Annotated in this window: 22 protein-coding genes and 1 pseudogene; 3 read left to right on the forward strand and 20 right to left on the reverse strand. The window is 72.4% G+C overall.

The features are described 5' to 3' along the window. The 15 genes from ACFU5F_RS10500 to ACFU5F_RS10570 all read right to left on the reverse strand — a co-directional run bounded on the left by ACFU5F_RS10500 (nt 1) and on the right by ACFU5F_RS10570 (nt 15,908). Entirely contained in the window at nt 1-1,224 is a 1,224-nt protein-coding gene (locus tag ACFU5F_RS10500; RefSeq protein WP_383884820.1) for an acyltransferase, read from the reverse strand. Further along, nucleotides 1,217-2,320, reverse strand: coding sequence for an alpha/beta hydrolase (locus ACFU5F_RS10505; protein WP_383884823.1), 1,104 nt, complete (start codon nt 2,318-2,320; stop codon nt 1,217-1,219). Before ACFU5F_RS10505 ends, ACFU5F_RS10500 begins: the two co-directional genes overlap by 8 nt. A gap of 187 nt (nt 2,321-2,507) precedes the next feature. Beyond that, nucleotides 2,508-3,404: an alpha/beta hydrolase gene (locus tag ACFU5F_RS10510; RefSeq protein ID WP_383884825.1), complete on the reverse strand. Its 897-nt coding sequence runs from the start codon at nt 3,402-3,404 to the stop codon at nt 2,508-2,510. A 375-nt stretch (nt 3,405-3,779) separates the two neighbouring features. Then, nucleotides 3,780-5,060 carry a kynureninase gene (gene kynU / locus ACFU5F_RS10515; protein WP_383884826.1) on the reverse strand — a complete coding sequence of 427 codons (1,281 nt, stop codon included), beginning with the start codon at nt 5,058-5,060 and terminating at the stop codon, nt 3,780-3,782. Then, nucleotides 5,053-5,898, reverse strand: a complete 846-nt coding sequence (locus ACFU5F_RS10520) for a tryptophan 2,3-dioxygenase family protein (protein WP_383884829.1) — start codon at nt 5,896-5,898, stop codon at nt 5,053-5,055. Before ACFU5F_RS10520 ends, kynU begins: the two co-directional genes overlap by 8 nt. A 167-nt stretch (nt 5,899-6,065) precedes the next feature. Continuing rightward, the gene (locus ACFU5F_RS10525) at nt 6,066-6,479 is read right to left on the reverse strand and encodes a DUF3151 domain-containing protein (protein WP_383884832.1); all 414 of its coding nucleotides are present in this window, start codon (nt 6,477-6,479) and stop codon (nt 6,066-6,068) included. 101 nt (nt 6,480-6,580) lie between these two features. After that, a complete protein-coding gene (locus ACFU5F_RS10530) occupies nt 6,581-8,053 on the reverse strand; it encodes an MFS transporter (protein WP_383884835.1) in 1,473 nt (490 codons plus the stop codon). Between the two features lie 226 nt (nt 8,054-8,279). Next, entirely contained in the window at nt 8,280-9,302 is a 1,023-nt protein-coding gene (gene fbaA, locus ACFU5F_RS10535; protein WP_319366426.1) for a class II fructose-bisphosphate aldolase, read from the reverse strand. Nucleotides 9,303-9,482: 180 nt separating this feature from the next. Next, complete coding sequence (pyrE, locus tag ACFU5F_RS10540) at nt 9,483-10,037, reverse strand: orotate phosphoribosyltransferase (protein WP_013001905.1); 555 nt, start codon at nt 10,035-10,037, stop codon at nt 9,483-9,485. A 118-nt stretch (nt 10,038-10,155) separates the two neighbouring features. Next, nucleotides 10,156-10,950 (reverse strand): aldose 1-epimerase, encoded by a 795-nt coding sequence (locus tag ACFU5F_RS10545; RefSeq protein ID WP_383884841.1) that lies wholly within the window; start codon nt 10,948-10,950, stop codon nt 10,156-10,158. A 56-nt stretch (nt 10,951-11,006) separates the two neighbouring features. After that, a complete protein-coding gene (locus ACFU5F_RS10550) occupies nt 11,007-11,870 on the reverse strand; it encodes an SRPBCC family protein (protein ID WP_383884844.1) in 864 nt (287 codons plus the stop codon). Nucleotides 11,871-12,029: 159 nt separating this feature from the next. Next, complete coding sequence (locus tag ACFU5F_RS10555; RefSeq protein ID WP_383884847.1) at nt 12,030-13,664, reverse strand: polyamine aminopropyltransferase; 1,635 nt, start codon at nt 13,662-13,664, stop codon at nt 12,030-12,032. Between the two features lie 226 nt (nt 13,665-13,890). Next, on the reverse strand, nt 13,891-14,442 hold the full coding sequence (locus ACFU5F_RS10560) for a DUF2617 family protein (RefSeq protein WP_383884850.1): 552 nt from the start codon (nt 14,440-14,442) through the stop codon (nt 13,891-13,893). A 559-nt stretch (nt 14,443-15,001) separates the two neighbouring features. Then, the gene (locus tag ACFU5F_RS10565) at nt 15,002-15,397 is read right to left on the reverse strand and encodes a hypothetical protein (RefSeq protein ID WP_383884853.1); all 396 of its coding nucleotides are present in this window, start codon (nt 15,395-15,397) and stop codon (nt 15,002-15,004) included. A gap of 307 nt (nt 15,398-15,704) precedes the next feature. Beyond that, nucleotides 15,705-15,908, reverse strand: coding sequence for a hypothetical protein (locus tag ACFU5F_RS10570; protein ID WP_383884856.1), 204 nt, complete (start codon nt 15,906-15,908; stop codon nt 15,705-15,707). A 386-nt stretch (nt 15,909-16,294) separates the two neighbouring features. On the opposite strand from ACFU5F_RS10570, the gene ACFU5F_RS10575 reads away from it, so the two are divergent. Beyond that, nucleotides 16,295-17,539 carry a pyridoxal phosphate-dependent aminotransferase gene (locus tag ACFU5F_RS10575; RefSeq protein WP_383884858.1) on the forward strand — a complete coding sequence of 415 codons (1,245 nt, stop codon included), beginning with the start codon at nt 16,295-16,297 and terminating at the stop codon, nt 17,537-17,539. 224 nt (nt 17,540-17,763) lie between these two features. Here ACFU5F_RS10575 and ACFU5F_RS10580 read toward each other — a convergent pair whose 3' ends face one another. From ACFU5F_RS10580 to ACFU5F_RS10590, 3 genes are all read right to left on the reverse strand, one after another. Further along, nucleotides 17,764-18,510 carry a UPF0158 family protein gene (locus tag ACFU5F_RS10580; RefSeq protein ID WP_383884861.1) on the reverse strand — a complete coding sequence of 249 codons (747 nt, stop codon included), beginning with the start codon at nt 18,508-18,510 and terminating at the stop codon, nt 17,764-17,766. A gap of 119 nt (nt 18,511-18,629) precedes the next feature. Then, a complete protein-coding gene (locus ACFU5F_RS10585; protein ID WP_383884864.1) occupies nt 18,630-20,717 on the reverse strand; it encodes a hypothetical protein in 2,088 nt (695 codons plus the stop codon). A gap of 242 nt (nt 20,718-20,959) precedes the next feature. Then, a complete protein-coding gene (locus tag ACFU5F_RS10590) occupies nt 20,960-21,514 on the reverse strand; it encodes a Uma2 family endonuclease (RefSeq protein ID WP_228968564.1) in 555 nt (184 codons plus the stop codon). Nucleotides 21,515-21,693: 179 nt separating this feature from the next. Here ACFU5F_RS10590 and ACFU5F_RS10595 point away from each other — a divergent pair. Beyond that, nucleotides 21,694-22,128, forward strand: a pseudogene (locus ACFU5F_RS10595) (aminotransferase class I/II-fold pyridoxal phosphate-dependent enzyme); the annotation flags it as partial. Nucleotides 22,129-22,271: 143 nt separating this feature from the next. Here ACFU5F_RS10595 and ACFU5F_RS10600 read toward each other — a convergent pair. Further along, a complete protein-coding gene (locus ACFU5F_RS10600) occupies nt 22,272-22,811 on the reverse strand; it encodes a YbjN domain-containing protein (protein WP_383884867.1) in 540 nt (179 codons plus the stop codon). A 203-nt stretch (nt 22,812-23,014) separates the two neighbouring features. Then, a complete protein-coding gene (gene clpB / locus ACFU5F_RS10605; RefSeq protein WP_383884870.1) occupies nt 23,015-25,630 on the reverse strand; it encodes an ATP-dependent chaperone ClpB in 2,616 nt (871 codons plus the stop codon). A 210-nt stretch (nt 25,631-25,840) separates the two neighbouring features. Between clpB and ACFU5F_RS10610 the strand changes: the two genes are divergently transcribed. Continuing rightward, nucleotides 25,841-26,254, forward strand: coding sequence for a TIGR03618 family F420-dependent PPOX class oxidoreductase (locus ACFU5F_RS10610; protein WP_383884873.1), 414 nt, complete (start codon nt 25,841-25,843; stop codon nt 26,252-26,254). Nucleotides 26,255-26,461: the final 207 nt, after the last annotated feature.

Consider the following 26,461-nt stretch of genomic DNA (forward strand, 5'->3'; position numbering starts at 1 on the left):
CTAGGCATGTCGCACCCCGTTGGTCACCGTCGCGCTCTCCGTCCTCGTCCCTGCGGTCTGGTCCGTGTCCTGGTTCGGGGTACGGGGACTGCGGTTCTCGTGGTTGTGGAAGGCCGCCCGGCAGAGCAGCAGCGCCAGGGCGAACACCGGCAGCCAGGTGAGACGCGCGGCCACCCAGAGGAGGTCGTCGGGAAGGGTGTGCAGGCCGGGGAGGCGGCCTGCCGTCAGACCGGTGGCGGTCGTCGCCATCATCGCCGTCTGGTGCCAGAGGAACACGGTCATCGCCGAGAGGTTGACGACCGCCACGGCCGCCCAGGTCAGTGGCCGGCGCCGCAGGACGCGACGGAGCGGACCGCGCAGCAGGAGCGCCAGACCGCACTGGGCCAGGCCGAAGGTGACGGCGGCCAGGGTCGGCGGGTTCAGGTTGGATATCTCTGCCCCGGGGACACCGACCATCGACGCGGGGTAGCCGGCCCAGAGGACCAGGGCCGCCGTCGCCGCCGTGCCGGACAGCAGCAGGGTCCAGCCCGCGCGCGGGTGCTCCAGTTCGCCCCGGGTCCAGGCGGCGCCCAGCGTGTACGGGACCAGCCAGCCCGCGGCCAGGTTGATCCAGCCGAGGCTCTGGGGGCCGCCGAGGCCGAAACGGATGAGGTCCACGTGCAGGACGACGGCCAGGGGCCAGAGCGGGTTGAGACGGGTCAGCAGGGGTGTCGCCGCTGTGAGGGCGGCGAAGACCAGGAGGAACCACAGCGGGGACAGGGCCAGCTTCACCAGGGTGTGGACCGTGTCGACGCGGGTGCCCGCGGCCAGGAGGGCGATCGTGACCGCCGTCCACAGGGTCAGGAGGGCGGCGACCGGGCGGAACAGACGGGCCAGACGGGCGCGGAGCCAGGGAAGGTAGGTGACGCCGCGCGCCCGGGCCGAGGCGTGGCTCCTGGTGGCCACGTGGCCGCCCGCCAGGAAGAAGACGGCGAGGGTCTGGAACAGCCAGGAGACGGGGGCCAGTCGGGGAAGGTGCTGGAGGGGGCTGGTGGTGCGGAGCGTGCCGCTGTCCGCGACCAGGGCGGTGACCAGCCAGTGCCCCAGGATGACGCCGAGTATGGCGAGGGCCCGGAGGGCGTCCACGGCGCGGTCCCGGTGGGGTGGGGTGGCGGCCTCGATGCGCCGGACGGCCCGGCGGGCGGCCGTACGGGATGCCGTGAGCGGGCGGATGTGGTCACGCACGGGTGACCTCCGCGCGGGTGCCCAGGGTGATACGGGCCAGGTTGTCGAGGGAGGTGGAGCCGGGGGTGAAGTAGTCGCTGTGGCCGGCCGTGCCCGCGGTGAAGACACGGGCGCCGAAGGAGGGGGACGTGGGGTCGGGGCCGAAACCGACGGTCGTGCCGAAGAGGTCGGTCCGGGTGTGGGGCACCGTGCCGATCCAGTCGTCCGTGCCCCGGGCCGCCCATACGCGTGCCGAGGTGCGCAGGTCGGCCGTGCTGTCCACCCCCGTGCCGGGGCTGCCGATCAGGGCCATGTCGTCGACGCCGTCGGCGTCGTCGAGACCGGTGACGGCGTGGGCGCAGACGACCGTGCCGTACGAGTGGCAGATGAGGGTGAGGCTGGTGGAGTCGCCCACCAGAGCGCGTAGTTCGCGCAGGAACGAGCGCAGGCGGGGGGCCGCCTGCTCGGCTCGGGTGGGGGTGAGGACCGTCGTGCTGATCGTGCCGGGCGTTTCGTAGCCGAGCCAGGCGATCACCGCCGTGTCCGGGCCCGTGCGGTCGTACAGGGACCGCGCGGCTCCGTGGAAGCGGTCGTAGGTGTCCAGGTTCGTGTCCGAGCCCGGGACCAGGACGGCTGTGTGGTCGGCCGTCAGCAGGTCGCCCAGGACCTCCACGGCCTGCCCGGGTCCCCGGCCGTCGAACATCAGGAGCCTGCGGGTGGGTGCCGCCAGCCACCGGTCGGTCGCGGCTCGGCCGCGGTCCCCGTGAGCCTCGGCCATACGGGCGGCCTCCGCGGCGTTCGCGCGGTTGGCCTCGTACGTCGACCGGAGCGTCGTCGGGGTCGGCGGGGCGAGCGGTGCCGGGGGCGGGGCCGGAATCCGCGGTCTGGCCGCGGCGGAGACGGGGACGATCACGGCCGCCGCCACCAGGAGGGCGAGCAGCGTCCGGCGCAGCCGGGCCGTCGCGGGGCGCCGGAACCAGGAGGACCGCCGGAGCCCGGAGGTGGGACGCCGACGCGCCGTCGGTGTGGGGGACGGCCACGGTGGTCGCGCCGTGGGGCGTGGTTCGGTGGGTGGTCGGAGATCCGCCTCCGGCCGGGTCGCGCTCGCGCCCCCCATGTCTTCCGCCCCTTCCCTGCCCGGCCAACGCGGCCCGTCATCGGACCGCTCTGGCAAGGAAGCTAAGGAAGGGGGGCCGTCGTCGGCGTCCCGCCAGGGAGCTCACCTGGCATGTAGCTCTCAGGTATTACGGGTATCAGCGGGGAGGGGCCGGGGCGGTGCCCCGGTCCGGGGCAGGGCCGGGTGTTCACCAGGCCAGTTGGGCGATCTCCTCCACCACCACCGCGCACGCGTCCGCCGCCGGGTCGATGAGCGGGAAGTGACCCACGTCCTCCAGCAGCGTCAGCCCCACGACCTCGCCCGCCCTGGCCGCGGCGTCCGCGTACGCCTCGGCGACGGCCTGGGGGACGACGATGTCGGAGCGGCCCTGTACGAGGGTGGTGGCGATGCCGGTCGGGAGGAGGAGCGCGGGGTCGGCGTAGGGGCGGCGCTCGGTGAACTTGCTCTGACCACCGAGGAGTTGACCGGCAGCGCCGCCGCAGACGTCCAGCTTCTCGGCCACGGCGAAGTCGGCGATGGGGGCCAGGGCGACGACTCCGCGCAGGGGGGCGGGGCCGGAGGTGCGCCAGGGCGTGTCGGGCGGGAGTACATGGCGGGCGGCCGCCCACAGGGCGAGGTGACCGCCGGCCGAGTGGCCGGTGACGACCGTACGGCGGGGGTCCGCCTGCGGCAGGGCCGCGCGGACGAGGTCCGGCAGGGCGTCGAGGGCGGCGGCGATGTCGTCGAACGTCTCCGGCCAGCGGCCCGCCGTCGGGGCGGGGGTGCCGTTGAGGCCGGTCTGGGCGGGGATCGAACTTCCTCGCCGGTACTCGATGTTGGCCACCACGAAGCCGTGGCGGGCGAGGAAGTCCGCGAAGGGGGTGATGTGATGCCGGTCGTAGGGGGCTCGCCAGGCGCCGCCGTGCAGGACCGCGACCACCGGGGCGAGGCCCGCGTCCGCGTCGGGGGTGCGGGGGGCGTAGAAGTCGATCACCTGGTCGGGGTGGTCGCCGTAGGCCGCGGTGGCGTCGGGGGCGACCGGCGGGTGCGAGAAGGCGGATGCCTCTTCGGCGGCATCGCGGGCTGCGGCGTCGTCGTCCGGCATGCGCCAACCTCTCGGGTGAAACGGATTTGGAAGGGTTTGGGTGGGCGCGTTCCTGGGAAGGGGGCGCCTGCCGTTGGCGGGACGGTATCAGGCCCGTGACGTGCGTCGACACCGGCATGTGACGCCGGGTCAGGAGCCCGGGGTGGGGCGGCGCGGGCTGACGCAAGGCACGCGCCGAGAGCTGGGCGGAGCTGCCGGGGCCGGGGGCTCAAGGGCAGGGGGCCGGAGGGTTGAGAGGTCTCGCTCACCGGCTCCCGGTCGGAGCTGAGCGGTGCCGCTCACCGGCGCCCCGGCGGCGGATCCCCCGCCGCCGGAACGACCGGACCACCCTCGGACTCGAACGGCAGGGGCGCCCCCGCCGGCCCACCTCCGCCGCTACCCCGCCTCCCCCAGCGTCTCCCCCAGCACGCGCGCCGCGCGCTCCGCGTCCGCGAAGGTGACGTAGAGCGGGGTGAAGCCGAAGCGGAGGACGTCGGGGTGGCGGAAGTCGCCGATGACACCCCGGTGGATGAGGCGTTTCATGACGTCACCGGCGTCGTCGCAGCGCAGGGCGATCTGGCTGCCGCGCTCCGCGTGGGCGAGGGGGGTGATGGACTCGACCCGGCCCTCGGGGACGTACGCCGCCACGCAGCGCAGGAAGAAGTCCGTCAGGGCGAGGGACTTGGCACGGACCGCGTCGATCGTCACCGCGCCGGTCGTCACCCCGGCCCCGGCGGAACCGCCGTCGCCGCCCCCGTACCAGACGTCGAGCGCCGCCTCCAGGGCCAGCATCGACAGGATGTCGGGCGTGCCGACCCGGCCCCGGGGAGCCCCCGCCGCGGCCTCGTACGCGGGACGCATGGCGAAGGGGGCGGCGTGGGAGGTCCAGCCGGGGAGGGGCGAGTCGAAACGGGGCTGCAGGTCCCGGCGGACGTAGAGGTAGGCCGGGGAGCCGGGGCCGCCGTTCAGATACTTGTAGGTGCAGCCGATCGCGAGGTCGACCCCGTGTTCGTCCAGGCCCACGGGGAGGGCGCCCGCGCTGTGGCAGAGGTCCCAGACGGCGTACGCGCCGGCCTCGTGGACCGCCGCCGTCAGGGCGGGCAGGTCGTGGAGGCGGCCGCTGCGGTAGTCGACGTGGTTGAGCAGGACGGCGGCCGTACGGTCGCTCAGGGCGGCGGGGACCTCCGCCGGGGTCACCGGGCGCAGGGTACGGCCGGTCATCCGGGCCGCCGACTCGGCCATGTAGCCGTCCGTCGGGAACGTCGTCGCGTCGACCAGGATCTCGTCGCGGCGGTCGGCGGCGGAGCCGGAGTCCTCGTCCGCCATCCGTACCGCCGCCACGACCGCCTTGAAGACGTTGACGCTCGTGGAGTCGCCGACCACGATCTGGCCCGGCGCCGCGCCGACCAGCGGAGCGATACGGTCGCCGATCCGCTCGGGCGCGGTCCACCAGCCGCTCTCGTCCCAGGAGCGGATGCGCAGCTCGCCCCACTCGCGGTGGACGACGTCCGTGAGCCGTCCGGGGACCGACGCCGGCAGCGCGCCGAGCGAGTTGCCGTCGAGGTACACGGCGTCGTCGAGGACGAAGCGGGAGCGCAGGCCGGACAGTTCGTCGGCCGCGTCCAACTCCTGTGCCAGCGAGGCCAGTTCAGTACGGGAAGCGGTGATGTCAGACATGGGAGCGCGCCGTCCACAGCTCGGGGAAGACGTTCTTCCGGGCGCGCTTCTCCAGCCAGGCCACACCGGCGGAGCCGCCCGTGCCGGCCTTGGAGCCCATCGCGCGGCGGGTGGCGACGAGGTGGTCGTTGCGCCAGCGCCAGACGAGTTCGGCGACGTCGGTCAACGCCTCGCCGAGGCGGGCGAGTTCGTGGTCGGGGTCGCCGGAGTACAGCTCGGTCCACGCCTCCTCGACCTCGGGGGAGGGCTCGTAGCGCTGGGAGACGTCACGGCGTACGACGGACTCGGGGATCGCGTGGCCGCGGCGGGCCAGCAGCCGCAGCACCTCGTCGTAGAGGCTCGGCTCGTGCAGCGCCTTCTCCAGCTCGGCGTGGACGCGGGGGGCGCCCCGGTGCGGGACGAGCATCGAGGCGGACTTCTCGCCGAGCAGGAACTCCATCCGGCGGTACATCGCCGACTGGAAGCCCGAGCCCTCGCCGAGGGCGGCGCGATAGGAGTTGAACTGGGCGGGGGTGAGCTGGGCGAGCGGGCGCCAGGAGGCGTTCAGGGCCTCCAGTTCGCGTACGGAACGCTTGAGCGCGTCCCTGGCCCTCGCCACGTCGTCGTTCCGGATCGCGGCGGTCGCGGTCTCCCACTCGTGGACGATGACGGTGAACCACAGCTCCATGACCTGGGTGGTCACCAGGAAGACCATCTCGCCGGGGTCGTCGGAGAGGGGGTGCTGGAGGTGGGTGAGGACGTCCGCCTGGACGTAGTCCTCGTACGGGGTCGTGCCCTGGAAGTCGAGATGCGGGGTCTCGGGCTCCGAAGCCTCGTGGGGCTGAGCCGTGAGGGACATCGCTGTCTCCTGATGTGTGCTCCGGGTAGCGGTCCGCCCCTGCCGAATTCCGACACGGGGGCCCCGGTCCCCACCCGCATGTTCGGTGATACCACCCCCGCACCGCAAGGTCCGCCTGGTCACACCAGGCGGACCTGCCCGAACAACCCTTCGATCAGTGCAGCGCGTCAGCCCAGCGTCTGCGCCGCCGTCGGGGAGGAGTCCTTCAGGAACTGGGAGCAGCGCTCGTACTCCTCCTGCTCGCCGATGTCACCCGCGGCGCGGGCCAGGGCGTGCAGGGCGCGCAGGAACCCGCGGTTCGGCTCGTGCTCCCAGGGGACGGGCCCGTGACCCTTCCAGCCGCTGCGGCGCAGGGCGTCCAGGCCGCGGTGGTAGCCCGTACGGGCGTAGGCGTACGACTCCACGACGCTGCCCCGCTCGTACGCCTCGTCGGCGAGCTGGGCCCAGGCGAGGGAGGAGGTGGGGTACTTGGCGGCGACGTCGGCCGGGGGTGTGCCGCCCGCGAGGAGCTCGCGGGGTTCCGGGGCGTCGGGGAGGTGGGTCGGGGGTGGGCCGCCGAGAAGGTTTTCGTGAATCGTCATGGGCTCCAGTCTGGCCCATGCGGAGGGTGTGGTTCGCCGGGTCCGAACCCCACCCCGGCGCGACCCGGGACACCGCACCCGCCTTTCCCGCTCGCTCCCCGCTACTCCGGCGCGGTCTCGCCCTTCTGCCGGCCCTCCAGCGGCGGAGCCGTCACGCAGCCGTGGGTGCGGCATTCGGGGTGGTGGCAGTCGGGGGTGGGGCGGCGGACCGTGGCGTAGGCGAGGGCCGAGGCGGCCAGGAGGGCCAGGGCGCAGGCGAGCATGGCCTTGTCGAACGCGCTGTCGAACTGGGTGGGCGAGCGGTAGGCCTCCGGGCCCATCCCGGCGATCAGCGGCAGCGCCGCCACGGCCAGGAGACCCGCGGCCCTGGCGGCGGCGTTGTTGATGCCGCTGGCGACACCGGCGTGGTCGGTGGAGACCGAGGCGAGGACGGTGGCGGTCAGCGGGGCCACGAGGGTGACCATGCCGAGTCCCATGACCAGCAGGGCGGGGAGCACATCGGTGGCGTACACGGCGTCGGGGCCCACGCGCAGCATCAGCAGCACGCCCGCCGTGCACAGCAGGGGGCCGACGGTGAGGGGGATGCGGGGGCCGACGCGTTCGCCGAGGGCGCCCGCGCGGGCGGAGAGCAACAGCATCAGGACGGTGATGGGGAGCAGGGCCGTGCCGGCGCCGAGAGCGGAGTACCCGGCGACCACCTGGAGTTGCAGGGCGGCGAGGAAGAAGAAGCCGCCGAAGGCCGCGTACACGAAGAGGGTGACGATGTTGACCGCCGTGAACTGGCGGGACGCGAACATCTCCGGCGGCATCATGGGGTCGGGGCGACGGCGTTCGACGCGGACGAAGGCCACGGCCGTCACCACTCCGGCGAGCGCCGTGACCGCGACCGCGAGCGTGCCCGCCCGGGCCTCGATCAGCGCGTAGGTGAGGAACGCGAGGGACGCGGCGCCGAGCACCGCGCCCAGGATGTCGAAGCCGCGGTCGTGGCTGCCGCTGTCCGCCGACTCCGGTACGTGGCGGACGGCGATCGGGACGCACAGCAGGGCCAGGGGGACGTTCAGGAGGAAGACCCAGCGCCAGCCGGGGCCGTCGACCAGCCAGCCGCCCAGGAACGGGCCGACGGCCGCGCCGATGCCGCCGAAGCCGGACCACAGGCCGACGGCCTTCGCGCGGTCCTCGCGGTGGAACGACGCCTGGATGAGCGCCAGCGACCCGGGAGTGAGCAGGGCGCCGCCGACGCCCTGCAGGGCGCGGGCGGCGATCAGCACACCGCCGTTCGGGGCGATGCCGCACAGCAGCGAGGCCGCGGCGAACCACACCACGCCCACGACGAACACCTTGCGACGGCCGAAACGGTCACCCAGCGCACCACCGAGGAGGATCAGACCGGCGAGGGTCAGCATGTACGCGTTGACGGTCCACTGGAGGGCCGCGAGGTCGGCGTCCAGGTCGAGGCCGATGCGCGGGAGGGCGACGTTGACGACCGTCGAGTCCAGCATGGCCATGCTGGAGCCGAGCACCGTGGTCAGCAGGATCCACTTGCCCTGGGCAGAGGCAAGGCGTACATCGGCCATGGTCCGCATCATGCCGCGCGCCGGGCGCCGGGGCCAGGTGCGGAGACGGGGCGGGACCGGGGCGGGAGCGGTACGGAGGACCGGAGCCGGCGCCAAAGAGGGAGAGGGAGCCGCCCGGCCGCGGGCATGGACACGCCCCTGCCCGCGGCCGCGCGTGTGCGGCTGCGGGCAGGGGCGGTGGTACGCGGCCGGAGCCGGGGCCCGGGTCGGTCCGGGCCCGGTCGGGCTACTTGATCTTCGTGCCGGCGGAGCGCAGGTTGCCGCACGCCTCGACGACGCGGGCCGCCATCGACGCCTCCGCGAGCTTGCCCCAGGTGCGGGGGTCGTACGTCTTCTTGTTGCCGACCTCGCCGTCGACCTTCAGGACGCCGTCGTAGTTCTGGAACATGTGGGCGGCGACCGGACGCGTGAAGGCGTACTGGGTGTCGGTGTCGATGTTCATCTTGACGACGCCGTTCTCCAGCGCGGTGCGGATCTCCTCCTCCGTGGAGCCCGAGCCGCCGTGGAAGACGAAGTCGAACGGGGACTCCTTGCCGAAGCGGGAGGCCACGCCCTCGTTCAGCTCCTTGAGGAGGTCGGGGCGCAGGACGACGTTGCCCGGCTTGTAGACGCCGTGGACGTTGCCGAAGGAGGCGGCCAGCAGGTAGCGGCCCTTCTCGCCCAGGCCCAGCGCCTCGGCCGTGCGGATCGCGTCGTCGACCGTCGTGTAGAGGGAGTCGTTGATCTCGTGGGAGACACCGTCCTCCTCGCCGCCGGTCGGGGTGATCTCGACCTCGAGGATGATCTTCGCGGCGGCGGCGCGGGCGAGCAGCTCCTGCGCGATGGAGAGGTTGTCGGCGAGGGTCTCGGCCGAGCCGTCCCACATGTGGGACTGGAACAGCGGGTTGCGGCCGGCCTTGACCCGCTCCTCCGACACCGCGATCAGCGGACGTACGTAGCCGTCCAGCTTGTCCTTCGGGCAGTGGTCCGTGTGCAGCGCGACCGTGACGGGGTACTTCTCGGCCACGATGTGCGCGAACTCGGCCAGGGCGACGGAGCCCGTCACCATGTCCTTGCTGTACTGGCCGCCCAGGAACTCGGCACCGCCGGTCGAGATCTGGACGATGCCGTCGCTCTCCGCCTCCGCGAAGCCCCGCAGCGCGGCGTGCAGCGTCTGGGTCGAGGTCACGTTGATGGCCGGGTAGGCGAACTTGCCTGCCTTCGCCCGGTCGAGCATCTCGTTGTAGACCTCGGGGGTTGCGATGGGCATGGTCCGCTCCTTGTATGTGCGGGTGGCGTTGTGCTTACGGTCCCTGACCTAGGGTTGCGACGTCATCGTCGGCCCCATCCTTCCAGACGGGACCCGATGCTCCGGTCAGGGCGTCCAGAACTCTTCGGTAACCCCTGACCTCGGGGTTCCCCCCGGTACCGGCGGCCGTCGGGCAGCCGGTCAGTCCAGGCCCAGCTCGTCCTTCGAGAACGCGAAGAGGTACGGGACCCCGGCGCCCTTCTCGATCTTCTCGGCGGCCCCGGTCGCCCGGTCGACGATGGTGGCGACGGCGACGACCTCGGCCCCGGCCTCGCGCACGGCCTCGACGGCGGCCAGCGGGGAGCCGCCGGTGGTGGAGGTGTCCTCGACGACGAGGACGCGACGGCCGCTGATCTCCGGCCCCTCCACGCGCCGCTGCAGTCCGTGCGCCTTGGCCGCCTTGCGGACGACGAACGCGTCCAGCCGGCGGCCCCGCGCGGCGGCCGCGTGCAGCATCGCGCCGGCGACGGGGTCGGCGCCCATGGTCAGCCCGCCGACCGCGTCGAAGTCGAGATCGGCGGTCAGGTCGAGCAGCACCTGACCGACGAGCGGGGCGGCCTCGCCGTCCAGGGTGACGCGGCGCAGGTCGACGTAGTAGTCCGCCTCCAGACCCGACGACAGGGTCACCCTGCCGTGCACCACGGCCTTGTCCTTGATCTGCTGCAGCAAAGATCCACGTACGTCCACGTCAGTCATGGCAGTCAGCTTAAGGGGGGCCGGTACGCCCGCTATACGCCCCCGCGCGCCCCGCCCCCACGCCCGCACCCGCGTCCGCTCGCGCGCCCCGGCATCCGCCCCCGCACCCGCTCTCCGCTCACAGGCGGCGCCAGGTCCAGGTCGTCGTGGCTTCGAGGGGGTCGATGGGGGTGACCAGCCGGGGGTGGGTGTTGAGGCCGTCGGGCGGCCCGGTCTGGGGTTCGACGCACACGGCTTCCGCCTGCTCGTCGTAGATCACGACCCACTCCTCGCGGGAGGCGACCTTCAGTTCCAGCCGCTCCGGCCAGGTGAGGGTGACGTCCACGCCGCCGGGCATGCCGAAGCAGTCGTCCCAGGGGCCGGGCCGGGGGTCGAGGCGGTTGCCGGTGGGCAGGTGGTCCGCGCCGCGCTCCTCCTGCCAGGCGGCCGTGAAGTCGACCGTGACGTCCGCGCCGTCGCCGTCCAGGCTCCGGTTGAACCAGGGGTGCCAGCCGATCTGGGCCGGGAAGGAGGAGTCGTACGCCTCGACGGACATGGTGAGGGTGAGGGCGTCCGGGGTGAGGGTCACCACCTGGGTGACGCGGCCGGGGTAGGGCCAGGGCTCGACGAGGTCGTAGGTGAGCACGGCCTCGGTGCCGCGGTGGCTCGCGACGCGCCAGGCTCCCTCGCGGGTGGTGCCGTGGATGGCGTGCGGCGGGGCGTTGAGGGGCATCTGCCGCACGGTGCCGCCGTCGCGGAACCGTCCGTCGCGGATGCGTCCGCACCACGGCACCATCGGGAAGCACCCGAACCGCTCGCCCTGCCGCAGCAGTTCGGCGCCACCGACCCGCAGGCCCGCCACCCGGCCACCGTTCGCCGGTGCGAGCACCACCTCCGCGTCACCCGCGGCCAACGTGATCTCTTCGCTACTCACCCCTCGACCCTACTGGCCGACCCCGCCGAGGAGTTGGCCGCCCGCGGCCGGTGTCGTCAGCGGCGCCTGCGCAGAGCCCGGCTCACGATGATGGCGGAGGCCACGGCGAGGGCCGCCGCGGGCGCGGCCCAGCGGAGGGTGGCGCTCGCGGAGACGGGCTCGGGGGCCGGGACCGGGGCGTAGCGGCCGCGGGGCGGCGCGTGGTCAACCTCCTCCGCGCTGCGGCCGATCATCGTCCGGCGGGCGTGCGCGGCCTCCGCGGGCGGCTCGCCCCCGGCGACGAAGTCCTCCTCGTCGAAGGGGTCCAGGGCGGAGGCCGGGACGTCGGTCTCGAAGACGGAGGCGGGGGGTTCGGGCTCGGACTCGGACTGGGTGGGCGGTTCGGGCTCGGACTCGGCGGGGGCGTGGTGCTCGTCGGCGGTTTCCGCGGTCTCCGAGGCTGGTTCGGCCGTGGATTCGGTGCCGGTGTCTGTGTCGGCCGTGGACTTCGGTTCGGTCTCGGCCGTCGTGGCCAGGTTCTCCGCGAACCTTCCGAGCAGCCGTGTCACCGCCGAGGACACCGAGTCGGCCGGGAGTTCGGTGATACGGCCGTCGGCGGTGGCGGTGCCCGCACAGGTGAGGGTGGTGCCGTCAGGGGCCGGGGTGAGGCGGAGGGTCAGGGCGAGCCGCACGGTGCCATTGCCCCGGGCCTCGGTGGCGTCGCCCTCCACCGCGTAGGAACCGTCGTCCCGGGCGGTGACGCTGAGGGTGCCGCGGTAGGTGATGGTGTGGCCGGCGATCCGTACTTTCATTCGGCCGGCAACGGGTGCGGTGCCCGCGTCCTGCTGGAGCCCGGGGACCGCTCGGGCCACCCGCTCGGGGTCGGACAGCGCCTCCCGGAGGCGGCCGACGGGAACCGGAACGAACACCTCATGCTCCATGGAATCCGAGCCTACCCACGTGACACGGCACCGCACCCGTACATACGCGTTCTCACTCGTTTTCCGCCCCACCCGGCCCCATGCGACCTGAACGCCTCCTCCACCCCGTATGCCTCTCCCCTCCCGTATGCCTCTCCCGCCTCACACGCCTCTCCCGGCTCAGCCGGTGTACCTCGGGTGCACCAGCGTCGACGGTGGCAGGCCCGGCATCCGGTCGGCGGGGTCGAGCCGGGCGGCCCCGCTGCCGAGCTCCGTTGCCGGGGGGCGGGCGGCGCCGGGCCACGTCGCCAGGACGAAACCCCAGTCGTGGGGGGCGCGGGAGGTGTGGGCCGTGCGGTCGGGGCCGGTGACGAAGCCCGGGGCGCCGGCGGTGACCCGGTAGGGCGTGGTGCGCAGGCCGGCGGCACGCACGGTCGCGTCGACCGTCCAGAAGATCCGCTGCCGGGACGCGACCGGGCCCGCGTGCACCACCATGCGGCCGTCGGGGGCCAGGACCTCACGAGCCAGGCCGTAGAACTCCCGCGAGTAGAGCTTCGTGCTGGCGGTGATGCCGGGATCGGGAAGGTCCGAGATCACGACGTCGTACGGCCGGGCCGGACGGGCGCCGCGCAGCCATGCGAAGGAGTCCTCCGTGACGACGCGGACACGGTCGTCGGCGTAGGCGTGGCCGTTGAGGGCGGAGAGCGCGGGGTCCGTGCGGGCCAGACGCACCACGCCCGGGTCGAGTTCGACGATGTCCACCCGGCGGACGTCCTCGTGGCGGAGCACCTCGCGGGCGGCGAGGCCGTCGCCGCCGCCGAGGACGAGGACGCGGGCGTGGGGTCCGGCGTCCATGGCCGGGCGGACGAGCGCCCGGTGGTAGCGCTGTTCGTCGTGGCCGCTGATGCGCAGGCGGCCGTCGAGGAAGAGGGCGAGCGGGCGGCCGTCCCTGCCGCCGGTGAGGACCACCTCTTGCACGTCGGTCTGCAGCGCGACCCGTACGTCCTTGCCGTACACCGCGCGCCGGGCCGCGCGCTCGAAGTCGTCGACGTGCGCGGCCGCGGTGGCCAGGAGGCCGAGGACGGCGAGATTGGCGGCCAGCAGCAGCCGCCGGTCGCGGCGGCTCAGGTCGTGCCGGAACAGTCCGAGGACGAGGGCGCCGCCGACGAGGGCGTTCACCGTGCCGGTGAGCAGGGCGCCGGTCAGTTGGCCGAGCCAGGGCAGCAGGAGGAAGGGAAAGGCGAGGCCGCCGACCAGCGCGCCCACGTAGTCGGCCGCGAACAGGTCGGCGACCGCGCCCCCCGCGTCCTGGCGGCGGATGCGCTGGATCAGCTCCATCAGCAGGGGCACCTCGGCGCCGATGAGCAGGCCGATGGCCAGGGAGAACGCGACGAGGAGGTAGCGGGAGCCGTTCGCCCACATCCCGCCCCAGTCGCCGGTCCAGGCGAACACCGCGTACAGCGCGAGGGCACTGCAGCCGCCGACCAGAGCGAGGGCGGCCTCGATGGCACCGAAGCCGAGGGCCGCACGGGAGCAGAGGCGTTTCGCGGCGAGGGAGCCGATGCCCATGGCGAACACCATGACCGAGAGGACCACGGAGGCCTGGGTGACCGAGTCCCCGATCAAGTACGAGGCGAGGGCGACGAGTTCCAGTTCGTACACGAGTCCGCAGGCGGCGCAGACGAAGACGCCCGCGAGGACGAGGAAGCGGCCGACTCCCGGGCGGACCGGTAACCACGCCTGGGCGCCCGGGCCTCCGTCGCCGCGCCAGGGGGGAGGGGCGCCGGGGGGTGCGGGGGCGTGCGGCTCGATCACTCCTGGCACGCTACCGTCACGGTCGCGCTCCGCCGGGTCACCCACACGGGTGGTCTGCGACGCTTGGCCGGGTGCCTCATAGCTCGGGAGTTCGGGTGGTTGGGCGGCTGCGGGTGCGTGGAGCGTTCTCGCGCAGTTCCCCGCGCCCCTGAAAAACAGGGGCTGCGCGAGAAGACCCACCGGAGCCGAACCCGCCCAACCAGCCGGACCGAGCCATGAGGCACCCTCACAGCACCGCGGGCATCGGCACCGGCAGAGGCACAGGTACCGGCACCCTCACCCCCACCCTCGTTCTCGTTGCCACCAGTTGACCGTCCTGGGGATACGCGTGCCACGTACGCCAGTGCACCTGCCCCTCGTGCCGCTGCGCCAGCATCGCCGTGAACGCGTGCGGGCTGCCGGGGAAGACCCCGGCCAGGCCGTGCGGGTGGTCGGAGACGAGGGCCAGCAGTTCCTGGGCGCGGCCGGCGAAGGAACCCGGTGACAGCACTTCGACGCGGGCGGCGAATTCGTACTCCCAGTCACCCACCCGTTTGGCCACGCCGAGCGGAAGGGGCGTGCTGGACCCCGGAATGCACGCGACCGTCTCCGAGCAGTGGCTGCCCCGCTCCTCCTCCAGGAGCACCTGGTGGGACGCGCCGAGCAGCCGCAACTGCAGCTTTGCGCCGGTGAGTTCGAGATCGAGCGTGGCGAGCGCGGGCAGCGGCTCGCGGCCCAGGGCCCAGGCGAGGTCTGCCGCGCGCGTGTCGGTGTAGGCGGTGTTCAGGGTCGTGAGCATGGGTCGGCTCCGCAGCGACGCAACGATGAAGAGGAGTGGGTCCGGCGCACCCCGGTCGGCACCGGGAATCGTGGCCCGGTCAGCCAGGTCGGGTGAGGACGACGTCCCCGTCGGTCCGGTCAGCCGTGTCAGGCCTGCCGGGAGGGACGTCCGGGGGCTGCGTTGGCGATTTATAGGGAATCATGAACTGTGGTGCAACCACAGCGTTTTTACCCAACTTGGCGTGCTTTCCATCCCCCCGAGGGCAGCCCAGCTCAACTGTTCAACCAGGCGTACGCCCCGTCGGCCGACACACTCCCCACGCGCCCGCCGCGCCAGGCGCGCGAACACGGGGAAGCGCCCGTCGGACTACCGGGCCCACCCGGCGCACCCAGGCGTGAACAGAAGTGCTACCCGCGCGCCGGCCCCGGGCAGCGTGCGGGACACCGGACCGTCTGCCCCGTCCGCGCGGCGCTACACACGCGGCGGCATGACGTCCGCAGGCACCACACACGCGAGCGCCCGCCGGGAGTCGGTCCTCCCGGCGGGCGCTCGTGTCGTGGAGCTCAGCTGCCCCGTGTCAGCTGCCTCCACCGCATCCGCCCCCGCCGCCGCAGGAGGACCCCCCACCACAGGACGAGCTGCTGCTGCAGGACGAGCCGCTGCTGCTGCCGCAGGACGAGCCCCCGGACGACGAACCCCGGTCGTCGTTCGAGGAGGAGTGGGACGAGCCGCTGTCACCGACGCCGGCCGCCCCCAGCACCCACCAGCTGTTGTCGCTGCTCGACGAGCCGCTGTCGCCGCGGCCGCCGTTGCGGTGGGCGCCGCGGTGGGCGCTGCCACCGCGGCCGGACGTCCTGCCGCCTCGGGCCCCCGCCCGTGCCGCGCGCGTCCTGCGGCGGCTGTCGGCCACGATGAGCGCCAGTACCGCACAGACCACCACCAGGATGATGCCGATCACCGCGATCGCGTTCATGGCGTCACCCTCCCCTCTTTCTTCCGAGTCCCCCGAAGCGGCCCCCCGTGGGCGCCTCGCTCACTTGCGTGTCGCGGGGATTCCCCCGCCATGGACCGCCCAAAGCCGAGTTGAGCAAGTCCAGAGCTTGCCTCTCGCGAGGTCGGTCGCCGCTGCCGCCGCACGAGGAGGACGAGCTTCCCCCACAGGACGAACCGCCGCCACCGCCCCGCGTGACCAGTACGACGATCGGCACCACCAGCGAGGCGAGCAGCACCAGGGCCACGAACAGCAGGACACCCAACACCGGAAACATCTCGGCCATCGCTCAGTCCCCTCCGCCCCCGCAGCCACCGCCGCAGGAGGACCCGCCCCCGCACGACGACCCGCCCGACGATCCCCCGCCGTCCGTCCACCAGCTGCGGCGCCCGTCACGACCCGCGTCGCGACGGGCTTCGCGCCAGCGGCCCACCACGACGATCACCGCCATGAACACGGCGAACCCGGCCCAGACGACCAGCAGCAGTCTCATGTCCTCGTCCACGGCCACCGCCCCCTGTGGGTCGCGACGCCGCGGTCAGCTTCCGCCGCCGCAGCCACCCCCACCACCGCAACCACCCCCGTTACCACAGGACGACCCGCTGCTGCAGGACGATCCACCGCGGTGGCGGGACGATCCGCCGTCCGCCCACCAGCTGTGCGCACGCCGGCTCGTCCGCGAGCCACCGCTGCCCGCCCTCGAAACGATGCTGATCAGAACGACCGCGCCCACGACGACGAAGAAGAAGACGACCTCCATGTCGGCACCTGCCTTTCATTCCCCCGTGCAGGCCCCCCATGAGCCGTGCGTGACGTGGGGATGCCCTGTCGTCCCACCGGCCAAAGCGAAGTTGAGGAACTCCAGAGGTTCGGCGCAGGATGACGGCCATGACCTCCAGCGCAAGCTCCGCCCGCACCCCTCGTCCGGCGCAGAACCGGCGGCTCGCCGAGTTCGGAACGACGATCTTCGCCGAGATGTCGGCGCTCGCCCTGCGGACCGGGTCCATCAACCTGGGCCAGGGCTTTCCGGACACCGACGGCCCCGAGGAGATCCGCGAGGCCGCCGTACGGGCGCTGCGCGACGGCCGGGGCAACCAGTACCCGCCGGGGCCGGGCGTCCCCGAGCTGCGGACCGCGATCGTCGACCATCAGCGGCGGCGGTACGGGCTGGAGTTCGACCCGGACACGGAGGTGCTGGTCACGGCGGGTGCCACGGAGGCCATCGCGGCAGCCCTGCTGGGCCTGCTGGAGCCGGGCGACGAGGTGGTCGCCCTGGAGCCGTACTACGACTCGTACGCGGCCTGCATCGCGATGGCGGGCGGAACGCGCGTACCGGTGACGCTACGGCCGTCCGAGGGAACCGCCGGGGGGTCCGGTGACACGGGCGAGGAGCGGCGCTTCCGGCTGGATCTCGACGAACTGCGGGCCGCCGTCACCGACCGGACCCGACTGCTGCTGATCAACACTCCGCACAACCCGACCGGCACCGTCCTCACCCGGGCGGAGCTGACCGCGATCGCCGAGCTGGCCGTCGAGCGGGATCTGCTGGTCGTGACGGACGAGGTGTACGAGCACCTGGTCTTCGACGAGGCCGAGCACCTGCCGCTCGCCACGTTCCCGGGGATGCGGGAGCGGACCGTGACCATCGGGTCCGCGGGCAAGACCTTCTCCTTCACGGGATGGAAGGTCGGCTGGGTGACGGCCGCGCCCGCGCTGGTGACCGCCGTGCGCTCGGCGAAGCAGTACCTCACCTATGTGGCGTCCGGGCCCTTCCAGTACGCCGTCGCCGAGGCCCTCGCGCTGCCGGACAGCTACTTCGAGGCGTTCCGGGCGGACATGCTGGCCAAACGCGACCTGCTGTCGGCGGGGCTCGCGGACGCCGGCTTCGGCGTGTTCCGTACCGCCGGCACGTACTTCGTCACCACCGACATCCGCCCCCTCGGCGAGACCGACGGCTTCGCCTTCTGCCGGGCCCTGCCCGAGCGGGCCGGAGTCGTCGCCATCCCCAACGCGGTCTTCTACGACCACCGCGAGCAGGGCGCCCCCTTTGTTCGCTTCGCGTTCTGCAAGCGGACAGGCGTGTTGGAGGAGGCGGCCTCCCGACTCAAGACGCTGGCCGCCTGACAGCCACAGACGTACCAGCGTATGCACGGGCCGCACGGCCTGGTTGCCTCCGAGCCGCCGCGCACCCGCACCCGACTGCCGCCTGGTCGAGTCGGGACACCGGTGCTCGGCAGTCATGTCACGCAACCCGCCTGTCGGCGTACACGCTTCCATCAGCGATCAACCGGCGCCGCCAGGCCCGCTGACAGCGCCCCCGGATCATGCAGGACAGGGGCAGCAACGAGTCATACCGGCCCCGAAGGGTACGAAGTCGAGCTGGGCTCTACGAAGAAGGTGATGTGCGGGCAGTAGCCCTCTTCGGCCAGCCAGGCGCGGGCCCGTCCGCGCTGTCGCTCATCGCGGAACCGGTGGTACCGGCTCCAGGAGCGCTCGTCACCAGCGAGGACGTCCTTGAAGCGCCGGAAGGTACCCCGCCCGCCCATGGCGATCCGCAGCCTGTCGGCAAGGGCGACGTCCTCGACCTCTTCGATGAACAGCTCCATGTCCCGGTAACCGGCCCGGGATCCCGGAGCCGGCACGTACAGCCATCGCTCGGGATCGTCGTCCTCCTCAGCCTCGGGCCCAGGCCCCAGCTCATCGGTGAACGCAGGCCAGCACTCCCCGGTGGACAGATCGATCCGGCCACCGGACTCGGCCGGGTCGCCTTCCAGCAGCATGGCGAGCATCTCCAGATCGACCGCGAGCGGGCGCAGGAGGGGCACCGCCGCGTCTCCCGTAGCCGCGCGCAACCGGTCCGCCAGCTCCTCATCGCCCCGGAAGCCGCGCTCCAGGTGCGCGCCGAGAAACAAGGCCGCCATCTCCGCAGTCCCCGGCAGGCCCTGCGCCGCGGCCCCGGCCACACCATCGCCGGCCAGCTGCAGCACCTCACGCACGGGTCCACGACGCAACGCCGCAAGCAACGCCACTCCGTCCTGCGCGTGGAGCGCGCCACGCAGGGCCCGCAGCCCGTCCTCGCCCCATCCCTCATCCACGACCCCGACGGTAACGCGCCACCGAGAAGTACGGCGCCGGGACCCATCGGTTTCCCTCCGCCCGGCTCCGTGCCAGTGCCGGCGCACCCGGCACCTGGGGGGCAGGCGGTGTTGCCCGGTCAGCGGCGCCGCTTGCGGCCGCTCTTGCCTGACGAGCGCCGGGCCTTCCACGCGCGGCCGGTGCGGGCGCCGTGGGTACCCAGTGCCCGGGCCGCCAGCTGCCTGAGCTCGTCGAGTCCGGCCCGGTCCGGGTGCGCGGAGTCCAACGCGGCGGCAACCGCGTCCCTGGCCTGCAGGCCCTGGGCGCGCAGCGTCTCCTCGGCGCCGTCCCCGCCGCCCGCCAACTCCACGAGCTGAAGCAGGCTCTCGGCGAGCACCAGCAGCTGCTCGGCATCGGTCATGTCCTCGGGGGACAGCAACTCACGGTGCGCCAGCGCGTTCAGCGCCGGCGGCGCCAGCTGTGTGTCCCGCCGCAACGTGTGCAGCAGCCGCTCGCCCTCACCGTCCGGCAACGCCGTCAGCAGCACGTCGAGCATCGCCTGCGCACGCGTGCGGAAGGTCATGGTCCTTACGGCGTCGGTCAGTTGGCGCAGGGCCCCTTCCCGCTCGCCGCGGGCCGTGATCCAGCCAGCCAGTTCCGTGCGGGCGGCGTCCGGGTCGTACTCCTCGGCCAGAACCCCCAGCAGGCCGGCCGCCGGCGCCTGGGCCAGTTCACCGACCAACGGGGCGTCCCTGCCGGCCGCCAGCAACCGCTGTCGTACGGCCCGGGTACCGAGCTCGGTGAGACGGATGAGCTCGACCGGCCCGGCGGTCAGCTCCTCTCGCCGGGCATCGGCACGCTCCCGCGCCGCCGGGTCCGTTGCCGCCCCCGCGACGCCCAGCAGCTCCGCGAGCTCCGGCGGCATGTCCGCGAGCAGCTCGGGACCGGCATCGGAGAGGTCGATGTCGAGGAACACCGGATCGGCCATCCCCCGGTCACGCTCGATCGCGCCCAGGTCGTCCAGCAGATCGAGCACCGCGCGCAGGTCCCGGTCGGCGTGCTCGAACCACATCCGGCGCTGAAGGTCCAACCCGCGGTCGAGTTGGAAGGAGCTTCGATAGGCCAGGTGCACCGTGTCGCGCAGTCGCGGCCAGGGCATCGGGTACGGCAGGCTGTAGAGCGTGTTCAGTACATCCTCCAGGACATCCTCGTAGACGTCGAAGAGCATCGACTCGACGTGCCAGCCGCTACGCGCCCCGATCAGGCCCTGCCGCAGCTCGAAGCACGCGTCGAAGGCGCGCAGCCACAGCCGGAGCGGGTCGGCCAGCACCGGCCGGGCCTTGGCCACCGCGTACAACCGCCCCTTGACCACCCGGACCAGGCGCGCCTTCTTCGCCCACTCCACCAGCAGGCCCAGCTGCGGCAGGTCGGCAGAGGAGCGCACCCCCTCGATCTTGTCGCCGGTGCCGAGTACGTCCACCAGCTCGCGGGCCTCCGCCATCCGCAGCCGTCCCGTCGCCGTCACCGGTCGGCCGCCCTGCCCCGCCCATTCGGCGAGTCCGCGCAACTGCGCCACGGTCGTCGACGCCTCGGCCCGGCGGCGCAGTCCGTCGTCCGGGGGAAGCATCACGGGCAGTTGCGGCTCGGCCCGGGTCACGCCGGACAGCGCGCGGCCGGTCAGCCGCCGTTCCATGATCGTGGCGAGGGCCTGCTGATCGTAGGCGACCTCCCCACGCTGCGCCCGGTCCGCGAAGCGCTGAAACGCCGCCCCGTCCTGGACGTCCACGCCCTGCTCCGCGGCCGTCATCGCCCAGAACTTCGCCAGTCCCCAGCGCGTGCGGTCCGTCATCGCCGCCAGATGCCGGTCCGCGACCCTGTCGACCGCGGCAAGGGAATCCTGGAGTGAGGGGCCGCGCGGGTCCGCCAACTGCGCGGCGTGCAGATAGCGCAGCAGGGTCCGCAAGGTGCCCGGGGCGTCGCCGCGTTCCTCCCCGGGAAGCTCGGTGACCTGGTGGGGAAGCCAGGAGAGCAGTAGTTCCTCCACATGGCGCGGCTCCCACAGCCCCAGTCGGCCGTCGGCAGTCGCCCGGTGTCGGTAGTCCAGGGCCTCCTCGGCAGTGAATCCGTCCACCGGCAGCCCCTGCTCCCCGGCCCAGCGGACCAGGCGGTCGACCAGCAGCCCGCACGCCGCCTCGAACTCCTCCTCGGCCTCGGGTTCGAACCGCATCCGCATGAAACTCGTCCAACCTGTCAGCAGCAGTCCTTGCCGTGCCACGCTATCGCCGAACCGGGGCCGGCAACTCGGCCGAGGACGAGCGGGCCCGCTACCTCAGGGCAGTGCGTGTGGTGGTCGCCCGCAGCGAACGCGGCTTCGAACCTCCTTGCGGCGAACCGGACTTCGTCGCACGCGCTCGCGGCACGGAACGGCACGGGCCTGGCGTGGCCTGGCCGGCGGGGAGTAGTCCCTCGTCAGCGGCCGTCCGCCTCGGGCTCCGGGCGCGGGAGCTCGTCGAGGTCGAGGGTGAAGGTGCGGCCGTCGGCCAGGGGGATGGGGAGCTTGCCCGTGCCGTACTTGTGGGTGTGGGCCGCGATGTAACCCGTGGCGGTCGGCTGGGTGTGGAGGACGACTTCCTGGGCGTAAGGGTCCACGACCAGGTAGATCGGGATTCCGTAGCGGCCGTACTTCGCGGTGCAGTCGTCGTAGTCCTTGCGTGCGGAGGAGGTCGAGACGACCTCGGAGATCAGCAGGACGTCCTCGAAGCTGTAGCGCTTGCCCTCCCGGCGGGCGTCCTCGCGAAGGATCGCCAGATCGGGGGCGGAGTTCTCGTCGGCGGGGAAGTCGATGTAGACATCGGAGGTGACCTTCGCGTGACGGCCGAGGGCAAGAGCGGAGTCGATCTGCATCGACCTGATGGTGCTGGAGTGCTCTTCGCTCTGCGGGGTCATGATCACCTTTCCGTCGGCCCCGAACAGAACCGTGTACCCCTTGGGGAACTCGGTGTGCACGATCGCGTCGACGCTCATCAACGGCTCCTTCCCGTGTGTGGTCAGGATACGACGGTCAGTGCCGTGTCACCGAGCCCGTCGGGATGGCCGCCAGACCGGACCGGACGGGTTGCGCGGCCCGCTCACCGCCGGTGCCGGAGATCCGCAGCGGGGCCTGTCGCACGACGTAGGAAGAGGAATAGGCAGACCAACGAGGAGTGACCTGGGTGACGGCCGCGCCCGCGCTGGTGACCGCCGTGCGCTCGGCGAAGCAGTACCTCACCTACGTGGCGTCCGGGCCCTTCCAGTACGCCGTCGCCGAGGCCCTCGCGCTGCCGGACAGCTACTTCGAGGCGTTCCGGGCGGACATGCTGGCCAAACGCGACCTGCTGTCGGCGGGGCTCGCGGACGCCGGCTTCGGCGTGTTCCGTACCGCCGGCACGTACTTCGTCACCACCGACATCCGCCCCCTCGGCGAGACCGACGGCTTCGCCTTCTGCCGGGCCCTGCCCGAGCGGGCCGGAGTCGTCGCCATCCCCAACGCGGTCTTCTACGACCACCGCGAGCAGGGCGCCCCCTTTGTTCGCTTCGCGTTCTGCAAGCGGACAGGCGTGTTGGAGGAGGCGGCCAAACGGCTCAAGGCGGCGTTCTGACGCCGAGACGCCGAGAGGCAGGCCGACGGGAGACAGCGAGAGGGCAGGCCGGCGGAAGACGGCGAGAGCCCGGCCCTGGCGCGCCGCCGTGCGGCGGGCGCCCTGGCCGGGCTCTCGGAGGTCTGCGGGGCGTGCGGCGGCGACTACTCCCCGTCGTCGCCGTCCTTGGGCTTGTCGTCGGTCTCGTCGACGTCCTCGGCCAGGCCGAGCTGCTCGACGATCCACTTGTCGAACTCGATGGCGGCCCGCACCCAGCTGACCGTCGACGAGACGAAGTGCTCCAGGCTGACGCCGGTGCCGATGAGCAGCTGGGCCTCGCCGATGAGGCGGACCGTGCCGTCGTCGTGCGTGTGGCTGTAGACCTTGGGCCACAGGGTGCGGCGGTTCCAGTCGTCGATGGTCTCCAGCAGAGACGGCTTCTCGTCGATCTGGTGCGGGCGGTCGTAGAACGTGCGCACCGAGAAGACCTGCTGGTCACCCTCGCCACGGAACATGAAGTACGTACGGAATTCCTCCCACGGCGCCGCGAGGTCACCCTCGTCGTCGACGACGTACTTCAGCTCCATCTGGTCCAGGAGCTGCTTCACGAGGTCCTGATCCGGGACGACGGGGCCCGCCGGCCCTTGGGGCTGCGGCTCGGGCTGGCCCCCGAAGTTCGGAATCGAGGACGGGTCGATGCTCACCGTGATTTTCCCTTCGTACGGATTCCGCCATCCTCTCCCATGCGGGGCGGGGGGTGGCAACCCCCGCCCCGCGCGGTTCGTCGCCCTTGGCCGGATCCGCCGGGGGATTCAGCTACGAGCGTGGCGGGGAACCTTTCGGGTACCCCCGATCCGTCCCTGTCACGGGCTCTTTCCGCATCGCGGGTTCTCCCGGTCCTTCCCCGTCACGGCTTCTTCTCCATCGACGGGACCGGGCCCACGATCAGCCCCTCGCCCTCACCGAACGTGTCCACGCGGACCGTGTCGCCGTCCTTGACCTCGCCGGAGAGGATCTCCTTGGCCAGGCGGTCGCCGATGGCGGTCTGCACGAGGCGGCGCAGCGGGCGTGCCCCGTACGCCGGGTCGTTGCCCTCGTCCGCGAGCCAGGCCAGGGCCTCGGGGGTGATCTCCAGGGTGAGGCGGCGTTCGGCGAGACGCTTGGACAGGCGGTCGATCTGCAGCTTGGCGATGCGCTCCAGCTCCGCCTTGTCCAGGGCGGAGAAGACGACGAGGTCGTCGAGCCGGTTGAGGAACTCCGGCTTGAAGGAGGCCCGCACCACGTCCATGACCTGCTGTTTCTTCTCGGCCTCGGGGGTGACCGGGTCGACCAGGTACTGGCTGCCCAGGTTCGAGGTGAGGATCAGGATCGTGTTGCGGAAATCGACCGTACGGCCCTGTCCGTCGGTGAGCCGGCCGTCGTCCAGCACCTGGAGGAGGATGTCGAAGACCTCGGGGTGCGCCTTCTCCACCTCGTCCAGCAGCACGACGGAGTACGGGCGGCGGCGGACTGCCTCGGTGAGCTGGCCGCCCTCCTCGTAGCCGATGTACCCGGGGGGCGCGCCGACGAGCCGGGCGACGCTGTGCTTCTCGCTGTACTCCGACATGTCGATGCGGATCATGGCCCGCTCGTCGTCGAAGAGGAAGTCGGCGAGCGCCTTCGCCAGCTCCGTCTTGCCGACACCCGTCGGACCGAGGAAGACGAAGGAGCCGGTGGGGCGGTCCGGGTCGGCGATGCCGGCGCGGGAGCGGCGCACGGCGTCGGAGACGGCCCGTACGGCCTCGGTCTGGCCGATGAGGCGGCGGCCCAGCTCGTCCTCCATACGGAGCAGCTTCTGGGTCTCGCCCTCCAGCAGGCGGCCGGCCGGGATACCGGTCCAGGAGGCGACGACGTCGGCGATGTCGTCGGCGCCGACCTCGTCCTTGACCATGGTGTTCTTGGACGCGGCGGCCTCCTCCTCGGCCTCGGACGCCTCCTCCAACGCCCGCTCCAGGGTGGGGATCTCGCCGTAGAGCAGCTTGGAGGCGGTGTCGAAGTCGCCGTCGCGCTGGGCGCGTTCGGCCTGGCCGCGCAACTCGTCGAGCTTCTCCTTGAGTTCACCGACGGCGTTGAGGGACTGCTTCTCCTTCTCCCAGCGGGCGGTGAGGCCCCGCAGGTCCTCCTCCTTGTTGGCGAGGTCGCGGCGCAGCCGTTCCAGGCGCTCGCGGGAGGCGGCGTCGGTCTCCTTGTCGAGGGCCATCTCCTCCATGCGGAGCCGGTCCACGGACCGCTGCAGCTCGTCGATCTCGACGGGCGAGGAGTCGATCTCCATCCGGAGCCGGGAGGCGGACTCGTCGACGAGGTCGATGGCCTTGTCGGGCAGGAAACGGGAGGTGATGTACCGGTCGGAGAGGGTGGCGGCGGCGACCAGGGCCGCGTCCGCGATCACGACCTTGTGGTGGGCCTCGTACCGGCCCTTGAGGCCGCGCAGGATCGCGATGGTGTCCTCGACGGTCGGCTCGGCGACCAGCACCTGCTGGAAGCGGCGTTCCAGCGCCGGGTCCTTCTCGATGCGCTCGCGGTACTCGTCGAGGGTCGTCGCGCCGACCATGCGCAGCTCGCCGCGGGCCAGCATCGGCTTCAGCATGTTGCCGGCGTCCATGGCGGAGTCGCCGCCGGCGCCCGCGCCGACGACGGTGTGCAGCTCGTCGATGAAGGTGATGATCTGGCCGTCGGAGTCCTTGATCTCGGCGAGGACCGTCTTCAGCCGCTCCTCGAACTCGCCCCGGTACTTGGCCCCGGCGACCATGGCGCCGAGGTCGAGCGAGACCAGCCGCTTGTTCTTCAGCGACTCGGGCACGTCGCCCTTGACGATCCGCTGGGCGAGGCCCTCGACGACGGCGGTCTTGCCGACGCCGGGCTCACCGATGAGGACGGGGTTGTTCTTGGTCCGGCGGGAGAGCACCTGGACGACGCGCCGGATCTCCTGGTCCCGGCCGATGACGGGGTCGAGCTTCCCCTCCCGCGCGGCGGCGGTGAAGTCGGTCCCGAACTTCTCCAGGGCCTTGTACTGGCCCTCCGGATCGGCGGTGGTCACCCGGCGTCCTCCCCTTGCCTTCTGGAACGCCTCCTGCAACTTCCTGGCGTTCGCCCCCTGCCGGGAGAGTACGTCGCCGGCCTGGCCGCCCTTGTCGGCGATCCCGATCAGGAGGTGCTCGGTGGAGACGTACTCGTCCCCCAGTTCCTTCGCCTTGGCCTGGGCCTCGGCGACCACGCTCAGCAGCTCGCGGTTGGGCTGGGGCGGCGAGACCGTGGAGCCGGTCACGCTGGGCAGACCGGCCAGGATCTTCTCCGCGCCCGCGCGGACGGCCGCCTGGTCGGCGTCGACGGCGGCGAGCAGGTCGGTGATGTTCTCGTTCTCCTGCCCCTGGAGCAGAGCCAGCAGCAGGTGGGCGGGGGTGAAGTCGGCGTGTCCCTCGGACACGGCCCGGTTGCTGGCCGCGTTGATCGCGTCCCGGCTCCTGTTGGTCAGCTCGGCGTCCACGTTCGCGTTTCCCTCCTGGCGTCGGCCGTTGCGTCAGCCGTTGCGCCGGTCACGGTGACTTGGGCAACGTACATAAAGTTGAGTCTATTCCACTCAAGTGTGGAGCGGGGAGGGTTCCGGGCGGGTTCGGGTTTCCGACCGACCCCGGGGAAGTCCCCTGCGAGTGCCTGTGGGGACCGGGTATCCCGCGATCCCGCTAGATTCCAGGCCGTGAGTACTTATCGAGTGGACCCCGGTGACCCCGATGCCGCGTACCTCGCCTTCTGGCGGGAGCGCCACCTGTGCACGCTGACCACCCTCCGCGCCGACGGCAGCCCTCATGTGGTGCCCGTCGGTGTCACATACGACCCGGAGGCCCGGATCGCTCGGGTGATCACCCGTTCGGGGAGCGCGAAGGCACGGCACGTGCGCGCGGCGGGCGCCGGGGGCGCGCGGGTCGCGGTGTGCCAGCTGGAGGGGGCTCGCTGGGCCACCCTGGAGGGGCTCGGCCGCGTCCACGAGGACCGGGAGCGGGTCGCGGAGGCGGAACGGCGGTACGCGGAGCGCTACGGCAGGCAGCCGCGGCCCAACCCGCTCCGGGTCGTCATCGAGATCGAACTGACCGGAGCACTGGGGCGCGGCTGACGGTCGCCGACGGTCACCGTCCGCTGCCGATTGACCTTCTTTCGGACAGATGGACGAACGGGCGGGCCCGCTCCGATACCGGCGGACATCCAGAAATGTCCCCGTAAGCCTGCAGCGGCGTCACCGTGTTCAGGTGCGGGGGGCGCCGCGGCGGGGGGGGAGCGGCGGTGCGATTTTAAACGACGGGGGGATCGCGTAAGGGACAGC

Source organism: Streptomyces sp. NPDC057438 (assembly GCF_042802995.1).
Lineage (GTDB): Bacteria > Actinomycetota > Actinomycetes > Streptomycetales > Streptomycetaceae > Streptomyces.

Bases quoted from the DNA above. Each gene is read 5' to 3' on its own strand.
- ACFU5F_RS10505 (WP_383884823.1), bottom strand. From the start codon at position 2,320: ATGGGGGGCGCGAGCGCGACCCGGCCGGAGGCGGATCTCCGACCACCC.
- ACFU5F_RS10510 (WP_383884825.1), bottom strand. From the start codon at position 3,404: ATGCCGGACGACGACGCCGCAGCCCGCGATGCCGCCGAAGAGGCATCC.
- kynU (WP_383884826.1), bottom strand. From the start codon at position 5,060: ATGTCTGACATCACCGCTTCCCGTACTGAACTGGCCTCGCTGGCACAG.
- ACFU5F_RS10520 (WP_383884829.1), bottom strand. From the start codon at position 5,898: ATGTCCCTCACGGCTCAGCCCCACGAGGCTTCGGAGCCCGAGACCCCG.
- ACFU5F_RS10525 (WP_383884832.1), bottom strand. From the start codon at position 6,479: ATGACGATTCACGAAAACCTTCTCGGCGGCCCACCCCCGACCCACCTC.
- ACFU5F_RS10530 (WP_383884835.1), bottom strand. From the start codon at position 8,053: ATGGCCGATGTACGCCTTGCCTCTGCCCAGGGCAAGTGGATCCTGCTG.
- fbaA (WP_319366426.1), bottom strand. From the start codon at position 9,302: ATGCCCATCGCAACCCCCGAGGTCTACAACGAGATGCTCGACCGGGCG.
- pyrE (WP_013001905.1), bottom strand. From the start codon at position 10,037: ATGACTGACGTGGACGTACGTGGATCTTTGCTGCAGCAGATCAAGGAC.
- ACFU5F_RS10550 (WP_383884844.1), bottom strand. From the start codon at position 11,870: ATGGAGCATGAGGTGTTCGTTCCGGTTCCCGTCGGCCGCCTCCGGGAG.
- ACFU5F_RS10560 (WP_383884850.1), bottom strand. From the start codon at position 14,442: ATGCTCACGACCCTGAACACCGCCTACACCGACACGCGCGCGGCAGAC.
- ACFU5F_RS10565 (WP_383884853.1), bottom strand. From the start codon at position 15,397: ATGAACGCGATCGCGGTGATCGGCATCATCCTGGTGGTGGTCTGTGCG.
- ACFU5F_RS10570 (WP_383884856.1), bottom strand. From the start codon at position 15,908: ATGAGACTGCTGCTGGTCGTCTGGGCCGGGTTCGCCGTGTTCATGGCG.
- ACFU5F_RS10575 (WP_383884858.1), top strand. From the start codon at position 16,295: ATGACGGCCATGACCTCCAGCGCAAGCTCCGCCCGCACCCCTCGTCCG.
- ACFU5F_RS10585 (WP_383884864.1), bottom strand. From the start codon at position 20,717: ATGCGGTTCGAACCCGAGGCCGAGGAGGAGTTCGAGGCGGCGTGCGGG.
- ACFU5F_RS10590 (WP_228968564.1), bottom strand. From the start codon at position 21,514: ATGAGCGTCGACGCGATCGTGCACACCGAGTTCCCCAAGGGGTACACG.